The sequence below is a fragment of the Moritella yayanosii genome (genome assembly GCF_900465055.1).
Classification (GTDB): Bacteria; Pseudomonadota; Gammaproteobacteria; order Enterobacterales; family Moritellaceae; genus Moritella; species Moritella yayanosii.
In genome coordinates this window covers 2,580,274-2,600,181 of sequence record NZ_LS483250.1, presented here as the reverse complement: position 1 = coordinate 2,600,181, position 19,908 = coordinate 2,580,274, and the positions used below count along the sequence as shown (strand labels likewise).

The window sequence follows — 19,908 nt, the reverse complement described above, 5'->3', positions numbered from 1 at the left end:
CCGCTGGCAGCTTATCTTAAGCTGCCTTTTTTCATACTCATGATATGACTGCTATCACTGACTTTAAAACCATCTTTTACACGTAGATCGAGTTGTGGTAATGCAATGCGAATATGGTGTTCTCTAAAGACATGGGTGATGCGGGTATTGAGTGCGTGAGTCATGGTTAAGCGATGGCCCATTTCCGCGACATAACAACGTACTTCAAAGCGTAATGCATGCTGGCCAAACTCAATAAAGAATACTTCTGGCCCCGGGTTTTCCAGGCTTAAGTTATTCTCTTCGGCACTTTCTAATAGCAGTTTTGTCACTAGCTCGATATCAGAATCAAATTCAACACCAATATTGATGATCACCCGGGTAATGGAGTCGGACAGTGACCAGTTAATAAATTGTTCCGTGATAAAGGCTTTATTCGGCACTATAATTTCTTTTCTATCCCAATCTACAATCGTGGTGGCACGGGTTTGAATTTTACTGATAGTGCCGGTTAAATCACGGATGGTAACGGTATCACCAATCCGGATCGGTTTTTCAAACAAGATAATTAAACCGGATACGAAGTTAGCAAAAATCTCTTGTAAACCAAACCCTAACCCAACGGTTAATGCGGCCACTAGCCATTGGGTTTTCGCCCAGTCGACGCCTAAGAAGTTAAAACCAACGACAAAACCAATCGAAATAGTCATGTATTTGGCCAATGTGGTGATCGCAAAACCCGTACCCGGAGAAAGGTCAAGATGCTGCAAGATCAAGAGTTCGAGAGCACCCGATAAATTCCGTACTAATACCAAGGTCAGTACAAAAATAATGATGGCTAACAAACAGCTTTTTAAGGTAATAGGATCGGTATATTCAACCCCATTTAAGATATTGGAAGCATCCCATAAGGTGATAGTATCTAAGAAGATAAAGGCATTTTGAATTTCGGACCAGAAGAGTGCGTTTAATGCCACAAATAATAGCGTTAACAAGGTGCGTAGCAGCCCAAGCGATTGCGCACTGATTTGATCTAAATCGATTTCCGGTTCTTCGATATCAAAATGACTTTCTTGGCTGCTATGTTGCTCGCCTTTTTCAACTTCTTTCGCCCGCTGAGCAATAATATCGATACGTTTGGCTTTGGCTCGTTCAAAGGCGAGACGGCGTTTTTGCAGATGCATGCCGCGCCGGATCAAATAATAACTTAATAAAAATAACAGCCCCATTAACAGCGATGACTCCATCTGTTTTAATAAGACTTGGGCGGTAGAAAGGTAACCCATGATCGCCATGATCGCAGACACTATCGGCGCGATAATAAACGCTGTCCAGATAGTATGGTGGACAATATGTGGTTTATCATTATTTTTTTTCTGGTAGGTTAGGGGCAGTTTTTCACGATACAAACGGTAATAGAATTGCACCAATGCACCACAAGTGATGATAAAGGCAAGGCGACCGAGTGAACCGTCATACGCTTGTTCTGGATATTGGTCACACAGCACTTGGATGATATAAGCAGGCCAAGAGATAAAAAACAGGACTTGGTAGTAGCCCCAAATCTTGGCGATGCGCTCTTTACTTATTTTTAAGTGGATCTGTAATAGGCCCTTATGACGAGTCAGATTACGTATGAACAGATAGATGACTAATAAAAATAGTGAGTCTTGTAAAGCATGGCCAGTATTAACGGCAAACGGATATTGCCATGCATTTATCAGTAATTCGGTAATGATCAATAGCGAGATAGGTAAGAGCAGCGCATCTGCCAATGAATAAGCCAGGTTTCGTAGGGTATAAGCGAACTTATCTTGTGTCACTTTACCAACTTTTGGTGATGTAGCTGCAATATGTTTGGTAAAAAAATTATTCAGTGGTGTGCGTAAATAAGTAAAACCTAAAATAAGCAATGCGGCCAAGCTTAGTGTGCCTAATGGCGACGAAAATATGGCTTGTGGGATAGTAATGCTGTTCTCGATTGACGTGAGCCAAAGCATGCTGGTAAAGAGCTCGGTAATACTTTGCGTACCCAGTAATGGAATGCTTGGTACCCAGAATAAGTGTTCATCCGCTTGCTGTTTAATTTGCACGAGTGTGCTATTCATTTTACTATAGCTGACTTTTAACTTAGCTTGCTCGTAGATGTGGTTATCTAAACTGCGAATTAGCTGATCGAGTAATAATCTACGTAACTCTATAAAACGTAACAAGCTCGCATGTTCTTCAGTCGTTAGCGTCTTGGTGGTTAATGGCAAATTGTCTAATTGCGTGCGCATTTTTTGGTAGCGAAAACGGGCTAAACGGCTATCGACAATCTCATCTTCTAATTTGTCTAGCGGTGGTTCAGTCGGTAAGCTACTAACCTGCGCGCGTAAATTTTCGCCAAACGCGGAACTTATTTTTAACCATTCGACTTGTTCATTAAAATTAATGAGTATGGTGGTGAGCGCATCAACTTGTTGGGTGACGGCTTGCTGCTTATCTGGAATGGTTTCGTTTCTTGCCGATACAATTTCCAGTGCACTAGACAGTTCTTGGTTGATTTCTAATTGCAGCTGTAAAAAGGGTGAACTAATCAGTGATGAATCATTGATCTGTTTACTCCGCGCAATCGCGTCGGCGGTTTCTTTACGTAATATGTTGTTGCGTAACTCAGTCAATGTCGCTAAGTAGTTACTGACGTCTTTTTGTTCTAACAAGTTTAAACGACGATTGAGTTGGGCTAATTCACTGCGGTTACTGGCGCTGAGTTGTTCAAGCTCCAGCATCTGGATCTGGGTTGATAGTGATGATTGTTCGATTTGCAGGGCAATGCGTAAGGCTTCTTGCTCCTCGTTTAAGCTAATGTCACCGTGACCAACTAATTTATCATGGTCTTTTTGAGTTGTGGTTAATTTACCGCGTAAACGTTCGATATCCGTTTGAAATGAACTGATCCGAATGCCAATGGTGGTGAGTTCGCTGTTGCGCGCTTGCTGTTGTTTTTTTAACGCGGTCTGACTCGAATTTTGTCTGGCTATCTCTTGCTCAATTTTATTGACTGGCCAGTGACTGGCATCGGCAAAATTGGCCGATTTGTAGTTGCTGATCTGGGCTTTTAATGTTGGCGATGTGACTGGATAGTCATCAATGATCTTTTGATAATTTGAGGCTGTTTGACGCGCATGACTGTCTTCGCCTAAAGCTTTTAATGCCTGTTGGTAATACTTGAGTTGTAGCTTAATTGAAGGCGTTGGTGCGTGTTCTTTCAGCTGAGATATGGTGTCGTTAAGCTGGATCTCACTATAACTAAGCTGGGCCTGAACGGGCGTAATAAATAATGAAAATAGAATAAGTAAAATTACATAATTTTTAGTCATCATAATATTTCATAAGGTCGAGTTATCATGCCAGTGACGTTCGGGTTATCCGTTTTCAAACTGCGTTAATCGACCTGTTTTTTTCCTGCATTCCATGTTTCAAAGAGGGCGGCTGAGACCACGAATACGCCACCGTGATGGTTGCAGCATTGGGGATCTCACCTAAAAAATGGATCGCTAGCAAACTACCATAAAGCGGTTGTAAACAGGTGGTAAGACCCACTGTTTTGGCTTTTAGGTAACGTAATGCTGTGACTAGCAGTGTGTGCGGCATTGCGGTAAAGCAGATCCCTAACACTACTAATAACGTCCAATTGTCATTATTTATTTCCGCTAAGTCTACACTCAAAAATGGCGAAAGCATACACGCGGTTAATAATGTTTGATAAAACATGGTATGGGGTCCGCTGTAATGCGAGAGCTTACGTTTGTAGAGAATGTTTCTTAAAGTAAACAGAAATGCAGAGTTAATACCGCTGATAATACCGAGGCGATATCTTGACCTTGGATTTTGTCTCGATTAAATAAAGGTTCTAAAAACACCGCACCCAGTGTGCGCCCACTAGCGCGGCTAATATTATCCTAGCGGTTATGCTGAGATAATTTTATTTGTTTTTAATACGGGCAAATGCTTCACCCATGACTGTTGCTGCTGCTGGTTGTAATTCGTCAACAAATTCAATGGCATCCTTGGCAAACACCGCAACAATCGTTGAGCCAAGTTTAAAGCGACCCATTTCTGCGCCTTTTTCGATCACGATTGGCGCTTGGTTTTCATACGTCCAACGTACGATCTCTTTATTCTTTGATGGTGCAACAGTGCCGTGCCAAATTGTTTCAATTGAGGCAACGATCGTTGCGCCAACTAATACCAGGGCAAACGGACCAACTTCGGTATCAAAGATCGCGATAGCACGCTCGTTACGGGCAAATAGATTGGGTACATTTTGCGCCGTCAGTGGATTTACTGAAAACAGATCACCCGGTGCAAAAATCATTTCTTTTAAGGTACCGGTAATGGGCATATGAATACGGTGGTAATCACGTGGCGACAAGTAAACCGTTGCAAAGTCACCATCTTCAAATTTGTTCGCTAATTGACGATCACCGCCAAGTAATTCACACACACTGTAGTCATGACCTTTAGCTTGTACGATGCGACCTTGAGAAATTGGACCTGCTTGGCTTACTGCGCCATCTACTGGTTGGCATAACAAGTTGTCGTCAGCATTGATTGGGCGTACGTCTGCTTTTAATTCACGGGTAAAGAAGTCGTTAAATGTTTGAAAATGTGCAGGATCTGAAAATTTAGCTTCATCCATGTTTACATTGTAACGCTTGATAAACCACTTGATCACATAGGTTGTTACTTTACCGTGAGCACCATTGGCAAATAAACCAGTAAGACGAGATAAACCGTGTTGAGGAAAGCAGTATTGGGCAATAACTTTAAGCTTGTCTAGCACCTGAGAGCCTCTTAAATAGTTGAATAATTGATAGTTAAATAGAATTAACGCTATTGTGACAAGTTTGTATATTGTTTGTCAGAATTTGCGTGATGAGTTTGGCAAGACAACATTGATATCATTATTATCTTGCGGCATTGAATGTGCGTTATTTACGCACTGGGATATGACGATCAGGACGATTATCGAGCATGGTTTCTAAAATACGAACATAGTTATTAAAGCGCACTTTTTTGATTTTTCCTTTTGCGACTGCATCTTGTAGTGCACAACCGGGATCATTTTTGTGTTTACAATCGCGGAAGCGACATTCACCTAAAAAATCTCTAAATTCGATAAAACCATTGGCGATCTCTTCGGGCTTCATGTGCCATAACGAGAATTCACGTACACCTGGTGAGTCAATAAGATCACCACCTGATGGGAAATGATATAAACGCGCTGTGGTGGTGGTGTGGGTACCTAGCCCCGATTTTACCGATACATCACCCACCTGAATATGTAATTCGGGCATTAAGGCATTCACCAATGATGATTTACCTACGCCTGATTGACCAACAAAGATAGTGGTATTATCTTTCAATAGACTTTGTAATCCATCTAAACCTTTACCTTCAGTTGATGATACTTGCCATACTTCGTAGCCGATATCGCGGTAAGTTTGGAGCTGCTGGTTAATGGTGAATAATTCATTGGGGCTTAATAAATCGATCTTGTTTAATAAGATCACTGGGCGAATTTTTACATCTTCGGCAGCAACAATATAACGGTCGATAATATTGGTTGAGAATTCTGGCACCACGGAAGATACAATCACGATCTGATCGATATTCGCCGCAATCGGTTTAATACCATCGTAGAAATCGGGACGGGTCAATACGCTTCTGCGTTCGTGTACCGCTTCGATAATACCAGAAATGCCTTGCAGCTGTTCATTACCTAAGCGCCAAACCACACGATCACCAGTGACTAAGCTCGCAATAGAACGACGTAGATTACAGCGGTGAATGATACCATTCTCATCTTCTACATCAGCATGTTGACCAAAACGGCTAATGATCACACCTTCTTGCTTTTTGCCGAGAAGCGCATCATCCCATTCTCGTGTATCTGGCTTGGTTAGACGTTTAGTTTGGTTGCTACGTACGCGACGTATTTGACCTTGGGTTAGATGTTTCTTTTTAGCCACGGGTAAATTCATTCCTGAGTTGTAACAACGCGTATTATAGTACAGCGGTTGCTGAACATCGCATTTCGAGGTCGATTGGGTATAATAACCTTAAACATACGATTAAACGACAACTATTAGGATCTCCTCTATGCCACTTGCCGACAATGCAACGAAATTTAATGAAAATAATTTAGTTTGGATCGATTTAGAAATGACCGGTCTTGATCCCGAAAAATGTCTGATCATCGAAATTGCTACTATCGTCACGGATAGTGAATTGAACATTCTTGCAGAAGGACCTGTACTCGCTATTCATCAAGATAAAGCGGAACTTGATAAGATGGATGCGTGGTGCACAACGCATCATACTAATTCTGGTCTAGTTAAACGCGTATTGGCGAGTGATGTCACTGAAAAAGAGGCTGTTGAGCAAACATTAGCATTCTTACACCAGTGGGTTCCTGCGGGTAAATCACCATTATGTGGTAACAGTATTGGCCAAGATCGTCGTTTCTTAGTGAAATATATGACGGAATTAAATGATTACTTTCACTACCGTAATGTCGATGTGAGCACGATTAAAGAATTAGGTCGCCGTTGGTGCCCTGAGGTGGTATCGAGTTTTCACAAACAAGGTTTGCATTTAGCATTGGATGATATTCGTGAATCAATTGGTGAATTACAGCATTATCGCCAACATATGTTTAAAATTTAAGCATTGACACGACTGGTTAGATAATTTTACGACCTTATAGTAGAAACATTCGGCAATATTCGATTTTTTTATAATAAAGCGTCGGTCTAGGCTTGCAAAAACCAGTTGGTTCTATATAATTCGGCACCTAAGATGAGATGCGGTACTAGCTCAGTTGGTAGAGCGCAACCTTGCCAAGGTTGAGGTCAAGAGTTCGAGCCTCTTGTACCGCTCCAATCTTATCTTAGAATACCAAAGCGGTACTAGCTCAGTTGGTAGAGCGCAACCTTGCCAAGGTTGAGGTCAAGAGTTCGAGCCTCTTGTACCGCTCCAAATTCAGATTTTTTTGAATGTTCATTCACTCGAATAAATCGAATAGTTGCTGAAACTTTAAATCAGATGATGCGGTACTAGCTCAGTTGGTAGAGCGCAACCTTGCCAAGGTTGAGGTCAAGAGTTCGAGCCTCTTGTACCGCTCCAAATTCAGATTTTTTTGAATGTTCATTCACTCGAATAAATCGAATAGTTGCTGAAACTTTAAATCAGATGATGCGGTACTAGCTCAGTTGGTAGAGCGCAACCTTGCCAAGGTTGAGGTCAAGAGTTCGAGCCTCTTGTACCGCTCCAAATTCAGATTTTTTTGAATGTTCATTCACTCGAATAAATCGAATAGTTGCTGAAACTTTAAATCAGATGATGCGGTACTAGCTCAGTTGGTAGAGCGCAACCTTGCCAAGGTTGAGGTCAAGAGTTCGAGCCTCTTGTACCGCTCCAAATTCAGATTTTTTTGAATGTTCATTCACTCGAATAAATCGAATAGTTGCTGAAACTTTAAATCAGATGATGCGGTACTAGCTCAGTTGGTAGAGCGCAACCTTGCCAAGGTTGAGGTCAAGAGTTCGAGCCTCTTGTACCGCTCCAAATTTATTGGTATTTAAAAATAAAAAGCTTCCTTTATAATCCTCCGTTACTATTTCTCTTTATTTACTACTCCTATTATGTACAAATCTATCACTGCTAATTTTACTGCTAATTTCACGCTCATGTCATTTAGACCAATGATACTTATTTAATCAATGTTATAGTACTTAGTTGCTTACTACCTACATTAAGATAAGCTAAGTATTTGTTTTGGAAACTAATATAACTTCAAGGATTGATATGAAAGCCGAAAATAAACTCAGTAAAATCGTTAAGAAAGTAACACTACTTCCAAAAGGCTGGCATGCCTCTGCATTGTCGTTGGTATTTGGCAACGTTATTAAATTTGCTGGCACGTCAAAAATACGTGTCGAAAAATTAGATTTTGCTGGCTCTAAACTTAGTTTAAAAAACCATAAACGGGTGCAAAATCATATTGGTGGTATCCATGCCGCTGCAATGGCGTTACTTGGCGAGTCTGCGACGGGTTTTTTAATTGGTATGCATGTACCCGACAACCGTATTCCATTATTAAAAAATATGAATATTGATTATGTTCGCCGTGCTGCGGGTGATTTAACTGCGGTTGCCACATTAAGTGACGAGCAGATCAAGCATATTCGTGATACTGAAAAAGGGGATATATCGGTACCTGTCGTGATCACGGACAGTGAAGGCAATGAACCAATTAATGCTGAATTTATCTGGGCCTGGGTACCTAAAAAACGTGGTAGCTAGCGTTAACTATATAATTATAGGTACTAATTTAGACTTGAAATTTTATTCTTATTGGTTGCTCACCATATTGCTGAAAGAACTTGATTTTTAACCTTAACAAGAACATTGTGTAGCTCGTTAAAATAATCTTCAGTTAATCTAATCTAATCTACTTCAATTAGAGGTGTGGCATGTCGGTATACAGTACCTTATGTTTTCTCGCTGCAATTGCCATTTTTATTGCATTTATTAATAGCAAAATTGGTAAAATGCAAACTACAGTTGCGATAACAGCGGGATCAATAATACTGTCTTTAGGTATTGTGATCGCCGGTCAAAGTGGCTGGTTTCATTTAGAGACAATTGCTACAGAGCAATTAAATAATATCAATTTCGAAAGCTTTTTATTAAAAGGCATCCTTGGTTTTCTCTTGTTTGCCGGTGGCTTAGGCATTAAATTGGCCCACATGAAAGACCAAAAGTGGGAGATCACGGTCTTGGCGTTGGTTGCTACCTTATTCTCAACTGCCTTTATTGGTGGGGTGTTATGGGGTTTTTGTCAGCTAGTCGGTATTCCATTAGATTTCATTTACTGTCTACTCTTTGGTTCGCTTATTTCGCCCACCGATCCGATTGCTGTACTGGCGATTGTTAAGAACCTGGACGCCCCGCAGCGTATCGCTACACAAATCGAAGGTGAATCATTATTTAATGATGGTTTTGGTTTAGTGATCTTTATGACCCTATTTTCGGTGGCATTTGGTAGTGAAGCGCCAACCGTGAGCGGTGTGGCCCAGCTATTCGTGCATGAAGCGATTGGTGGCATCATCTATGGGCTTGTACTTGGTTTAGTATTCCATTATTTAATCAGTTCGACCAATGACCACTCCATGGAATTATTACTGACTATTGCTATCCCAACCGCGGGTTATGTATTTGCTGACGTGATCCATGTATCAGGCCCGTTAGCCATGGTGGTGGCCGGCATTATGATTGGTAACTGGACGCGTCAAAAAGGCTTCTCGCCAGAAAGTGAGTACCACTTGGATCACTTCTGGGAATTAGTCGATGAATTCTTAAATGGTATTTTATTCTTGCTGATTGGTATGGCTATGTTGTTGTTTAGCTTCCACAAAGAAGATTGGATCTTGATGGTATTTGCTATTCCATTAGTATTGGTGGCGCGTTATTTAAGTGTGAAATTCTGTTATTTATTTTTTAACCGTTTCCGCCGTTACAACCCGTTGTCTGTGACGATCCTGACTTGGGGTGGCTTACGTGGCGGTTTAGCGTTAGCGATGGCGCTGGCCATTCCGGCAGGGATATTTATTATTCCGGAAAAGAACATTGATGTGCGAGAAATTATTCTGGTGATGACTTACTCAGTGGTGGTGTTCTCGATTTTGGTACAAGGCTCAAGTATTACTGGCTTGATCCATAAAGCAAAAAAATGGGAAACTGAACAGCTGGAAAAGAAAACGGCTGCTGACGTTGTTACAGCCAAAACGGATCTCGATAAATAATTGTTAATTCATAGCTATGTTAACGCGCGCAGGGACTTGTCCTTTGCGCGCTTTTTGTTATTTACTACCGTCTATTAGAGATTAAATACAATTGGTATAACCGCGGGGTTAGGCATCACGTGGCAGTGCTTTTTCAATCATGCGGATTAACTTATCTTTGGTCTTATCGATTTGTAATACTGGGATGATGTTGTCTGCTTTTGCCTGTTGCTGTTGTAGCGCCCAGGTAATATGCTCTTGCACCATTTCAGTTGTTTCAACAAATTTAGTTTCTAACGCCTCGACAATTTCTGCTGAATAAGCGGCATTACCTAGTGCCACGGAAATATTCCGTAACCAACGTTCATGACCAATGCGACGGATCGGCGAGCCTTCTGTCTGTTTTAAGAAATAAGTTTCTTCCCATGCGTACAGTGCTAATAGATCGGGCGAATGCAAATTTGAGCGCGGGTGAAAGTCTTGTTCATCGGTAAGCGCTGCAAAACGGTTCCATGGGCAGATCAACTGGCAATCATCACAACCGTAGATGCGATTACCGATTAAAGGTCGAAACTCTTCTGGAATAGCGCCAAATAGCTCAATAGTCAGATAAGAAATACAGCGATTAGCATCCACGCTGTAAGGTGCGACAATGGCTTGTGTTGGACAAATCTGTAAACACGCTGTACATTTACCACATTGATTTTCAATAGGTTTATCCACGGGTAGTGGTAGGTTTATTAATATTTCACCAAGAAAAAACCATGAGCCCGCTTCTTTGTTTAAAATGAGTGAGTGTTTACCTATCCAGCCTAATCCGGCTTTTTCGGCTAACGGGCGCTCGAGTAAAGGGCCGGTATCCACAAACGGCCGGGCATCGAGCGTTTCACAATGCGCACTGATTTTTTCGCCTAAGTGTTTAAGGCGTTTGCGGATGATTTTATGGTAATCACGCCCTAGGGCATAACGGCTGATGTAACCTTTGTTTTTCTGTTTTAAGGTGGTCGCCATTAATGCATCGGGTGGTAGATAATCCATGCGTACTGAAATAACGCGGATCGTGCCTGGATAAAGTTCTTCTGGGTGAGTACGCATGGTGCCGTAACGCGACATATAATCCATGTCAGCATGATAACCATTATCTAGCCAGGTTTGGAAATGTGGTTCGTAGGTCGATAAATCAGTATCGGTAATACCGACTTGTTGGAAACCAAGTTCTGCGCCCCAGACTTTAATTTTCTGTGTAAGTTGTTGATAGTCTATTGGAGGCATGGTTTATTATCTGTCTATGAGTAAATTGAGGTAAAGTTTATCATATTGTGGTTTTCTTTGGGCTCGACAATTTGTAGAATCTACATACCTGTCCAATTTCATAAGTCGATGTCTCCACTCTGAGATATTTTCTGGTTCGGGGATGAGTCTGTGACGAGCACAACTCAATATAGCGTTTTATTTTAATGTTTAAGGTAGTTAAATTAGATGACAAATACAGTAAAAGTTTTCTTAGCAGATGAATCAGAAACCGTTGCTTTTGGTGCAAGCCTTTCGCGTTTATGCGATAGTGCGACGACCATTTTTTTATACGGTGATTTGGGCGCGGGTAAAACGACACTCACCCGTGGTTTTGTACAAGCACTGGGTCATCAAGGGAATGTGAAAAGCCCAACTTATACATTAGTTGAACCGTATGAATTAACCGATTGGAATGTCTATCATTTTGACCTTTACCGTTTGGCTGATCCAGAAGAATTAGAATTTATGGGTATTCGTGATTATTTTGCCGATAATTGCCTGTGTTTAGTTGAGTGGCCACAGCGTGGTGAAGGTTTTTTACCTGTTGAAGATTTACAAGTTACCCTTACTTATGTCGGTGAACAACGTGAAGTTGTGGTGAAAGGTATTAGTGAATTAGGGATAATAATGGTCAATAAATTAGCTCAGATAAATGTAGGATAAGAATGTTTAAACGGATTTTACTATTCAGCATAATGTACTTGTGCTTTATGCCATTAAGTTATGCTGCCAATACGGTGAATGCGATACGCATTGTTGAGCATGCGGATAAAACAAGGATTGTTTTTGATCTGGCGAAAAAACCGTTATTCAACCTTTACGACCGTAACAAAAAGACCCAGATCGTGGTGGATTTTGCAGGTACGCGTAATAAGGCTTATGTGAGTAAGCTAGCAAAGTTAAGCAGTAACATTACCCGTGTTGAACAAGCTAAATCCACTAAATCTAGCGATTTACGGATTATTTTTCATCTTGCTCAACCAATTAACTATCGATTTTTTGAATTAGCGGGTAGTAAAATCGCAAAATACAGGTTAGTCATTGATTTACCGGTCAAACCGATAAAGTCTTTAAAAACAGTTATAAAGAAAAAGAGGCCTGTAGCAGTTAAAAAAACCACGAAGAAGGCGCAGATTAAGCATCCTCAACGGGATGTTGTGATCGCCATTGATGCCGGGCATGGTGGTAAAGATCCGGGTTCTATCGGTTTTAAAAAGTTTATTGAAAAAGACATTAACTTAGCGATTGCTAAAAAAACGGTCGCTATTTTAAATCAGAAAAAAGGCATTAAAGCGGTCTTGATCCGTACAGATGACCGCTATATCTCGCTCAATGAACGCTCTGAGATCGCGCGTAAGTATAAAGCTGAATTGTTAGTATCTGTGCATGCCGACGGTTTTAGCTCATCACAACCATCGGGAGCCTCAACGTTGATCTTGTCACAAGGTCGGGCGAACTATGAATTTAACAAAAAGTTACGTGACGATAATGTGAATGGATTGCTCGGTGGTGTGGGTGATGCGATTAAAAACAGTGATGGTGCTGATGATTTACAATACATGTTCCTCGATCTTGGTCGGCAATATTCACAAGGCGCAGGTTATAACATCGCGTCATTGATCCATAATGAATTAGCCAAAGTCACACATATGCATAAATCTAAGCCATATGAGCAAAGCCTAGCGGTATTAAAGTCGCTTGATATTCCGTCACTATTGGTGGAAGCGGGCTTTGTGACCAATTATAGAGAAGGTAAAAAGTTAACCATGCGTAGTCACCAGCGTAAGATTGCTAACGCCATTGCCCAAGGTAGCTATTTGTATTTCCGTAACGCACCGCCAAAAGATACCTATTTGGCGTATATGCGTAATAGTATTCACGTGGTTAAAAAAGGTGACTCATTGTCTGTCATTGCTAACAGTTATGGTACCTCGGTTACACGTATCAAACAGTTAAATAATTTAACGAAGAATACCGTGTATATTGGCCAAAAATTGAAAATACCAACGAGTTAGGTGTGTCATGACAATTAAAATATTACCACCTCGATTAGCGAACCAAATTGCGGCTGGTGAGGTGGTAGAACGCCCTTCATCGGTAGTTAAAGAACTGATTGAAAACAGTATCGATGCGGGCGCAACGCGTATTGACATTGATATTGAGAAGGGTGGCGCCAAGCTGATCCGTATTCGTGATAACGGTAGCGGTGTGGAGAAAGACCAACTGGGTCTGGCATTAAGCCGTCATGCCACCAGTAAGCTTGCTACCTTGGATGATCTGGAAGCGATTGATAGCCTAGGTTTTCGTGGTGAAGCATTAGCGAGTATCAGTTCGGTGTCTCGGCTTACATTTACCTCTCGCACTAAAGCACAAACCGAAGCATGGCAAGCCTATGCCGAAGGGCGAGATATGCAGGTGAAGATAAAACCTGCTGCGCATCCGATTGGTACCACAGTTGAAGTCGTTGATTTATTTTTTAATACGCCCGCCCGACGTAAATTTTTACGTACCGATAAAACCGAATTTAATCATATTGATGAATTGGTGAAACGTATTGCGTTAAGTCGCTTTGATTTACAGGTCACGCTAAAGCATAACGGTAAAGTGATCCGCAGTTATCGACCCGCGAGCACAGTCGAGCAGCAAGAGCGCCGTGTCGCCAGTATTACCAGCACCAATTTTATGGCCAATTGCATGGCGTTGGACTGTGAACACAGTGATATTAAACTGTGGGGCTGGATTGGTTTACCGCATGACAATGCGCCGATGGATGTGCAATATAGCTACGTTAATGGCCGTATGATGCGCGATAAGCTGATCAATCATGCCTTACGTCAAGCTTATGAAGAAGCGACGGGTATCGCTGCCCAACCGGCTTATGTGCTATTTATTGAAGTGTCGGTACGAGAAGTTGATGTGAATGTACATCCGGCTAAACATGAAGTGCGTTTTCATCAAGCGCGTCTGGTGCATGACTTTATTTTTCAAGGTGTGTTTAAAGCTATTACTGAAGGCATTAGCCCATTAATGCCTGCTGCAGAGTTGCCTGTTCAGGAAGCGATTAATTATCCTGGGCAAACGCCTATCATCAGTAATGACAATGCCAGCGTCAACGAGCAGACTACTGAGCATGGTATGGCGCCTGCGGGGATTGCTGAAAGCACGGACTACAATATAAGTACAAGCATAAGTACAGCTGCATATGGTGATGTGATGCCGATGCAAAATAAGCATGGTTATGGCGTTACAGATAAGCGCCAGGGGAGTACAAGTGCCACGTCGTCTAGCTATACTCAACAGCGTCAATATATGCCTGATAAGCCTTCAGCAGGTGCTATCAAGCAATACAATCACTTGTTACAGCCCAGCAAGGCTGAAATAACTGAATTGCAGCAAGCAGCGCGGCACACGACGGCGACCAGTGTTAATCAAGGGCGTCAAGTGGGGTCGAATACTCAGTCGAACGAGCCACATACTGCGCGCGTTAAATTACTCAGTTTAGTCAGCGATAATTACTTATTAGTGCAAGATGATGATGCCCTGTTGCTCGCTGATGTACTAGCAATGTGGCAAGTAAACTGCAAAATGCAATTGCTGGCCACCTGGGAACAAGGGGTTATATCGCAGCCACTGTTATTGCCAATATCGATTAAATTAGACAAAAACTTTGTCGAAACAGCTAAAAAACAGCAAAATTTGCTTAATCGGTTGGGTTTAGAGTTGAATTATAGCAATGCCGCCACCATTATCGTTAGAAAGGTGCCAGCACAATTACGCCAAGCGAATTTATCTGTTGTGTTACCAGCGTTATTGCAACAGATAGTCCATCTATCCGAGCAGGCGACAGCCTCAGATGTTGCTCCCTTGTGTCATTGGCTGGCAATACAAGGTAGTCACGGATTGACCAAATTTACTTGGGAACAAGCGACTCAAATATACAGCCAATTTAGCGAACAGGATAGCTGTGTACAACAGCAATATCGTTCTAAACTATTTGAGAAACTTGACTATATGTCTGTAATAGAGAGATTTAACCGTGACTCAACAGCAAACTAAACCATTACCAAAAGCTATCTTTTTAATGGGGCCAACGGCGTCAGGTAAAACGGATCTTGCTATTGAGTTAACAAAAAAGCTGCCATGTGAAATTATCAGCGTGGATTCTGCGTTGATTTATAAAAGCATGGATATTGGCACTGCGAAGCCAACAGCGGCAGAACTTGCCCAAGCACCGCATCGCTTAATTGATATTATTGATCCGGCAATGACTTATTCAGCGGCTGATTTTCGTGAAGATGCATTAAAACATATGCAAGCGATCACAGATGCAGGAAAAATACCGCTACTTGTTGGTGGCACTATGCTTTATTTTAAAGTATTACTGGAAGGTTTATCGCCGGTGCCAACATCTGTGCCTGAAATTAGACAGGCTATTGAAGCGGAAGCTAAATTGCGTGGTTGGGAATCATTACATCACGAATTATCCTTGTATGATCCGGAATCAGCGGCGCGTTTACATAAAAATGATGCACAACGTGTTTGCCGTGCAGTTGAAGTTTATCGACTAACGGGTAAGTCATTGACTGAATTAACCCAACAAAAAGGCGAGTCACTGCCTTATGACGTCAGCCAGTTTGCTATTGCACCAACCGATAAAGCGGTGTTGCATGAGCGTATCGAACGGCGTTTTAAGTTGATGATAGAGGCGGGTTTTGAAACCGAAGTGCAAGCGTTACATCAACGTGACGATCTGCACCTTGATTTACCATCAATGCGTTGTGTGGGTTACCGCCAAATGTGGGAATACCTTGAAGGCAAGATGGATCATGATGAGATGGTGTTCCGCGGCGTGGTAGCAACAAGACAACTGGCAAAGCGTCAAATGACGTGGTTAAAAAATTGGAACGATCTAACTTGGTTAGACTCCAAAGCAGATGACAATTTAGAAAAAGTTTTATTATCAGTTGGCTAGAGTCTATTTTAAAGTTGTATACTGATAATTATTGGTTATTTTGTTCATAATAATAAAAATCTAATTTTTAAAAGGAAACTATTGATGGCTAAGGGACAATCACTGCAGGACCCGTTTTTGAATGCATTACGTCGCGAACGTATTCCTGTCGCAATTTATTTAGTTAATGGTATTAAGCTACAAGGCCAAATTGAGTCATTTGACCAATTTGTTATCTTGCTAAAAAATACCGTCAGCCAAATGGTATATAAACATGCCATTTCAACTGTGGTACCGGCACGTCCGTTACAACATGGCCTTCAACCTGACGGTGAAAGTGATAAATAATTTTTTGAAATTTAAACTAAAAAATCTTGTGAGTCATATACTCATAAGGAGTCGTGAAGTTGTTTGATCGCCATGAAGCAGGTGAACGTGCCATATTAGTGCACGTTAATTTTAGTGATGAAGGCAATCGAGAAGATCTGCATGAATTAGAAATGCTGGTTTCCTCTGCCGGTGTTAATGCGTTATCTGTGGTAACAGGCACGCGTTCAAGACCACATCCTAAATATTTTGTTGGTACAGGTAAAGCAGAAGAAATTGCTGAAGCAGTAAAGCTTTATCAAGCAGATATTGTTATCTTTAACCATGCCTTAGCGCCACGCCAAGAACGTAACTTAGAAGCGTTACTGGAATGTCGTGTTGTTGACCGGACAGGCCTAATTTTAGATATATTTTCGCAACGTGCTCGTACCCATGAAGGTAAGTTACAAGTTGAGTTAGCGCAGCTGCGCCACATGTCGACCCGATTAATTCGCGGTTGGACGCATTTGGAACGCCAAAAAGGCGGTATCGGTATGCGTGGTCCAGGTGAAACTCAGCTGGAAACAGATCGCCGTTTATTACGCGCGCGTATGGACAGTATTTTACGTCGTTTAGACAAAGTGGTGACCAAACGTGACCAAGGTCGTCGCTCACGTAAACGTCGTGAAATACCGACAATTTCGTTAGTCGGTTATACCAATGCGGGAAAATCAACCCTGTTTAATCGTCTCACTGGTGCTAAAGTGTATGCTGCGGATCAATTGTTTGCGACGTTAGATCCTACATTACGTCGTCTTGCGGTTGCCGATGTTGGTGAAGTGGTGTTAGCGGATACTGTTGGTTTTATTCGTCACTTACCGCATGATTTAGTTGCTGCTTTTAAAGCCACATTGACGGAAACGCGAGAAGCGGATCTACTTTTACATGTAATTGATTGTGCAGATGAAAACATGCGCGGTAATATCATCGAAGTAAATGCGGTATTAACAGAAATTGATGCCGGTGAAGTACCTGTTTTAATGGTATACAACAAAGTGGATAAGCTTGATAATGGCCGTTGTCGTATTGATTATGATGACGAAGGTAAGCCTGTTAATGTATGGCTATCGGCAATGTCAGGCGAAGGTACAGAGTTTTTATATCAAGCATTAACGGAGTTACTGGCAAGTACCATGCAAGTGGTCAAGTTACAACTACCGGCAATGCAGGGTCATGTGGTGAGTCATCTGTATAATCTCGATTGTATTGAGCATGAAGCATTTGCTGAAAATGGTGACTGGCTACTCGACATTAGAATGACTATGATTGACTGGCAACGTTTGAAAAAACACAAATGTAATAACATTGAAGATTTTATCCTTCAGCATTAGGCTGATATCATTAATATTTTCCCGAAACTATCTGGTAATGGAGATGCAAATGGCTTGGAATGAGCCCGGAAATGGCGGTAATAAAGATCGCGACCCTTGGGGACAAAAAGGTAAAGAGCAGGGACCCCCTGATCTTGACGAAATATTTAAGAAGCTAACCAGCAAGTTCGGTGGCGGTAAAGGCGGTAAGTTCACTGGTGGTGCTAACTTTAATAAAGTTGGTGTCTCTCTGGTGCTTGGTGTACTAGCCGTGATCTGGGTGGTCAGTGGTTTCTATACGATCAAAGAAGCTGAACGTGGCGTGGTATTACGTTTTGGTCAGTATTCACAAACAGTTGCACCGGGTTTATCTTGGTTGCCGACGTTTGTTGACCGTGTGATCTCTGTTGACGTTAGGAGCATTCGCTCTATGCCGGCTTCAGGTTCGATGTTAACTAAAGATGAAAACGTAGTTGACGTAAAAATGGATATTCAATATCGCGTTATTAATCCGCGTGAATATCTATTTAACGTAACGAATCCGGATGATAGCTTACATCAAGCGATTGACAGTGCATTACGTTTCGTTATCGGTCATACGACAATGGATGATGTGATCACAACCGGTCGTGAAGTTGTACGTCAAAATACCCGTGACAACATTGAATCTATCATTAATGAGTATCACATGGGTATTGAACTTGTTGATGTCAACTTCTTGTCTGCACGCCCACCGGAAGCAGTTAAAGATGCATTCGATGATGCGATTGCGGCACAAGAAGATGAACAACGTTATATCCGTGAAGCCGAAGCTTATGCACGTTCAATTGAACCGACAGCTCGTGGTAGAGTGAAGCGTATTGAACAAGAAGCACAAGCTTATCAACAGCAAATTGTGTTAAAAGCACAAGGTGAAGTAGCACGTTTTAATAGCTTACTGCCACAATACCAACTTGCACCGGAAGTAACGCGTCAACGTTTATACCTAGAAACAATGGAAACGGTTTATTCAAATACAACGAAAATTGTGGTTGATACTAAAGGTACTGGCAACATGCTATATCTACCATTAGATAAGATCATGAGCGCTAATGTGGAGAGTAAACCGACTCGTTCGGCAAACACAGTACCAGCACCGCAACAACCAGCGCAATCAAATAACCGTTATCAGTATCCAGATACGAATAGTAGTAATGTTCGTCCTGATCGTTTTAACACAGGGAGAAACTAAGCTATGAATCAATTAAAAGCAGTTATTTTAGTACTTGTGCTATTACTTGGTTTTTCGTCTTTCTTTGTGATAAACGAAGGTGAACGTGCGCTAGTAGTGCGGTTTGGTAAAGTACTTAAAACAGGTGAGGAAGCGAAAATTTATCTTCCGGGTCTGAACTTTAAAGTACCGTTTATCGATTCAATTCGCGTGTTAAGCTCGCGCTTACAAACGCTGGATGGTAACGCTGATCGTTTTGTTACTTCTGAAAAGAAAGATTTAATTATCGATTCTTACGTGAAATGGCGTATCGTAGACTTTGAGAAATTTTACCTTGCCACCAATGGCGGTAACTTCTTACAAGCACAGTCTTTATTACAACGTAAAATTACCAATGGACTACGTAATGAAATTGGTAACCGTACGATTAAAGATATCGTTTCTGGCCAACGTGGCGAAGTAATGGAAACGGCATTGAAACGTATGGCACGTTCATCTGAGCTAGGTATCCTGGTTGAAGACGTTCGAATTAAACAGATCAATCTACCGCAGGAAGTCAGTAACTCTATTTTCCAACGTATGAGTGCAGAGCGTCATGCTGTAGCGAAAGAACATCGTTCGCAAGGTTATGAACAAGCTGAGATCTTAAAAGCAGAAGTGGATGCGAAAGTAACCGTAATGCTTGCTGAAGCCAACCGTCAAGCACGTCAAAAACGTGGTGAAGGTGATGCAGACGCGGCGAAGATTTATGCTGATACGTATAATAAAGATGTCGAGTTTTATGGTTTCTTACGTAGTCTAGAAGCTTATTCTAAGAGCTTTAGTAATAAGTCTGATGTATTAGTTATCTCTCCAGATAGTGATTTCTTCAATTACATGAAGGGCCCAGCTATAAGATAACCATTGCTGGTCAATGAATAACAACAAGGCCGTTACTATCTTAGATAGCAGCGGCCTTTTTTTATG

Annotated in this window: 16 protein-coding genes and 6 tRNA genes; 17 read left to right on the top strand and 5 right to left on the bottom strand. The window is 41.6% G+C overall.

The window, feature by feature from the left end; genetic code table 11:
* Positions 1-11: 11 nt before the first annotated feature.
* The 4 genes from mscM to rsgA form a co-directional block, all read right to left on the bottom strand.
* Positions 12-3,344: a miniconductance mechanosensitive channel MscM gene (gene mscM / locus MORIYA_RS12085; protein WP_112715501.1), complete on the bottom strand. Its 3,333-nt coding sequence runs from the start codon at positions 3,342-3,344 to the stop codon at positions 12-14.
* A 52-nt stretch (positions 3,345-3,396) separates the two neighbouring features.
* The gene (locus MORIYA_RS12080) at positions 3,397-3,780 is read right to left on the bottom strand and encodes a DMT family transporter (protein WP_232011734.1); all 384 of its coding nucleotides are present in this window, start codon (positions 3,778-3,780) and stop codon (positions 3,397-3,399) included.
* A gap of 166 nt (positions 3,781-3,946) precedes the next feature.
* Positions 3,947-4,807, bottom strand: a complete 861-nt coding sequence (gene asd, locus MORIYA_RS12075; protein WP_112715499.1) for an archaetidylserine decarboxylase — start codon at positions 4,805-4,807, stop codon at positions 3,947-3,949.
* A gap of 148 nt (positions 4,808-4,955) precedes the next feature.
* Positions 4,956-5,996, bottom strand: coding sequence for a small ribosomal subunit biogenesis GTPase RsgA (gene rsgA, locus MORIYA_RS12070; RefSeq protein WP_112715497.1), 1,041 nt, complete (start codon positions 5,994-5,996; stop codon positions 4,956-4,958).
* A 130-nt stretch (positions 5,997-6,126) separates the two neighbouring features.
* On the opposite strand from rsgA, the gene orn reads away from it, so the two are divergent.
* The 9 genes from orn (at position 6,127) to MORIYA_RS12025 (ending at position 9,833) form a co-directional block, all read left to right on the top strand.
* Entirely contained in the window at positions 6,127-6,693 is a 567-nt protein-coding gene (gene orn / locus MORIYA_RS12065; protein ID WP_112715495.1) for an oligoribonuclease, read from the top strand.
* A 139-nt stretch (positions 6,694-6,832) separates the two neighbouring features.
* Positions 6,833-6,908, top strand: a tRNA-Gly gene (locus tag MORIYA_RS12060).
* Between the two features lie 21 nt (positions 6,909-6,929).
* Positions 6,930-7,005 (top strand) — tRNA-Gly (locus MORIYA_RS12055).
* A gap of 71 nt (positions 7,006-7,076) precedes the next feature.
* Positions 7,077-7,152 (top strand) — tRNA-Gly (locus MORIYA_RS12050).
* A 71-nt stretch (positions 7,153-7,223) separates the two neighbouring features.
* A tRNA-Gly gene (locus MORIYA_RS12045) sits at positions 7,224-7,299 on the top strand.
* Between the two features lie 71 nt (positions 7,300-7,370).
* Positions 7,371-7,446, top strand: a tRNA-Gly gene (locus MORIYA_RS12040).
* A gap of 71 nt (positions 7,447-7,517) precedes the next feature.
* A tRNA-Gly gene (locus MORIYA_RS12035) sits at positions 7,518-7,593 on the top strand.
* Between the two features lie 240 nt (positions 7,594-7,833).
* Positions 7,834-8,331, top strand: coding sequence for a DUF4442 domain-containing protein (locus tag MORIYA_RS12030; RefSeq protein ID WP_112715493.1), 498 nt, complete (start codon positions 7,834-7,836; stop codon positions 8,329-8,331).
* A gap of 170 nt (positions 8,332-8,501) precedes the next feature.
* Positions 8,502-9,833, top strand: a complete 1,332-nt coding sequence (locus MORIYA_RS12025; RefSeq protein WP_112715491.1) for a cation:proton antiporter — start codon at positions 8,502-8,504, stop codon at positions 9,831-9,833.
* A 108-nt stretch (positions 9,834-9,941) separates the two neighbouring features.
* On the opposite strand, the gene queG is transcribed toward MORIYA_RS12025, so the two are convergent.
* Positions 9,942-11,084 (bottom strand): tRNA epoxyqueuosine(34) reductase QueG, encoded by a 1,143-nt coding sequence (gene queG, locus MORIYA_RS12020; protein ID WP_112715489.1) that lies wholly within the window; start codon positions 11,082-11,084, stop codon positions 9,942-9,944.
* Between the two features lie 207 nt (positions 11,085-11,291).
* On the opposite strand from queG, the gene tsaE reads away from it, so the two are divergent.
* From tsaE to hflC, 8 genes are all read left to right on the top strand, one after another.
* Entirely contained in the window at positions 11,292-11,768 is a 477-nt protein-coding gene (tsaE, locus tag MORIYA_RS12015) for a tRNA (adenosine(37)-N6)-threonylcarbamoyltransferase complex ATPase subunit type 1 TsaE (RefSeq protein WP_112715487.1), read from the top strand.
* Between the two features lie 2 nt (positions 11,769-11,770).
* On the top strand, positions 11,771-13,120 hold the full coding sequence (locus MORIYA_RS12010; RefSeq protein ID WP_112715485.1) for an N-acetylmuramoyl-L-alanine amidase: 1,350 nt from the start codon (positions 11,771-11,773) through the stop codon (positions 13,118-13,120).
* Between the two features lie 7 nt (positions 13,121-13,127).
* Positions 13,128-15,161, top strand: a complete 2,034-nt coding sequence (gene mutL / locus MORIYA_RS12005; RefSeq protein WP_112715483.1) for a DNA mismatch repair endonuclease MutL — start codon at positions 13,128-13,130, stop codon at positions 15,159-15,161.
* A 25-nt stretch (positions 15,162-15,186) separates the two neighbouring features.
* Positions 15,187-16,077: a tRNA (adenosine(37)-N6)-dimethylallyltransferase MiaA gene (gene miaA / locus MORIYA_RS12000; protein WP_232011733.1), complete on the top strand. Its 891-nt coding sequence runs from the start codon at positions 15,187-15,189 to the stop codon at positions 16,075-16,077.
* 84 nt (positions 16,078-16,161) lie between these two features.
* On the top strand, positions 16,162-16,404 hold the full coding sequence (gene hfq / locus MORIYA_RS11995; RefSeq protein WP_006032513.1) for an RNA chaperone Hfq: 243 nt from the start codon (positions 16,162-16,164) through the stop codon (positions 16,402-16,404).
* Between the two features lie 59 nt (positions 16,405-16,463).
* Positions 16,464-17,753, top strand: a complete 1,290-nt coding sequence (hflX, locus tag MORIYA_RS11990) for a ribosome rescue GTPase HflX (RefSeq protein ID WP_112715479.1) — start codon at positions 16,464-16,466, stop codon at positions 17,751-17,753.
* 49 nt (positions 17,754-17,802) lie between these two features.
* Positions 17,803-18,963 (top strand): FtsH protease activity modulator HflK, encoded by a 1,161-nt coding sequence (gene hflK / locus MORIYA_RS11985; RefSeq protein ID WP_112715477.1) that lies wholly within the window; start codon positions 17,803-17,805, stop codon positions 18,961-18,963.
* A 3-nt stretch (positions 18,964-18,966) separates the two neighbouring features.
* Positions 18,967-19,842 (top strand): protease modulator HflC, encoded by an 876-nt coding sequence (hflC, locus tag MORIYA_RS11980; protein ID WP_112715475.1) that lies wholly within the window; start codon positions 18,967-18,969, stop codon positions 19,840-19,842.
* Positions 19,843-19,908: the final 66 nt, after the last annotated feature.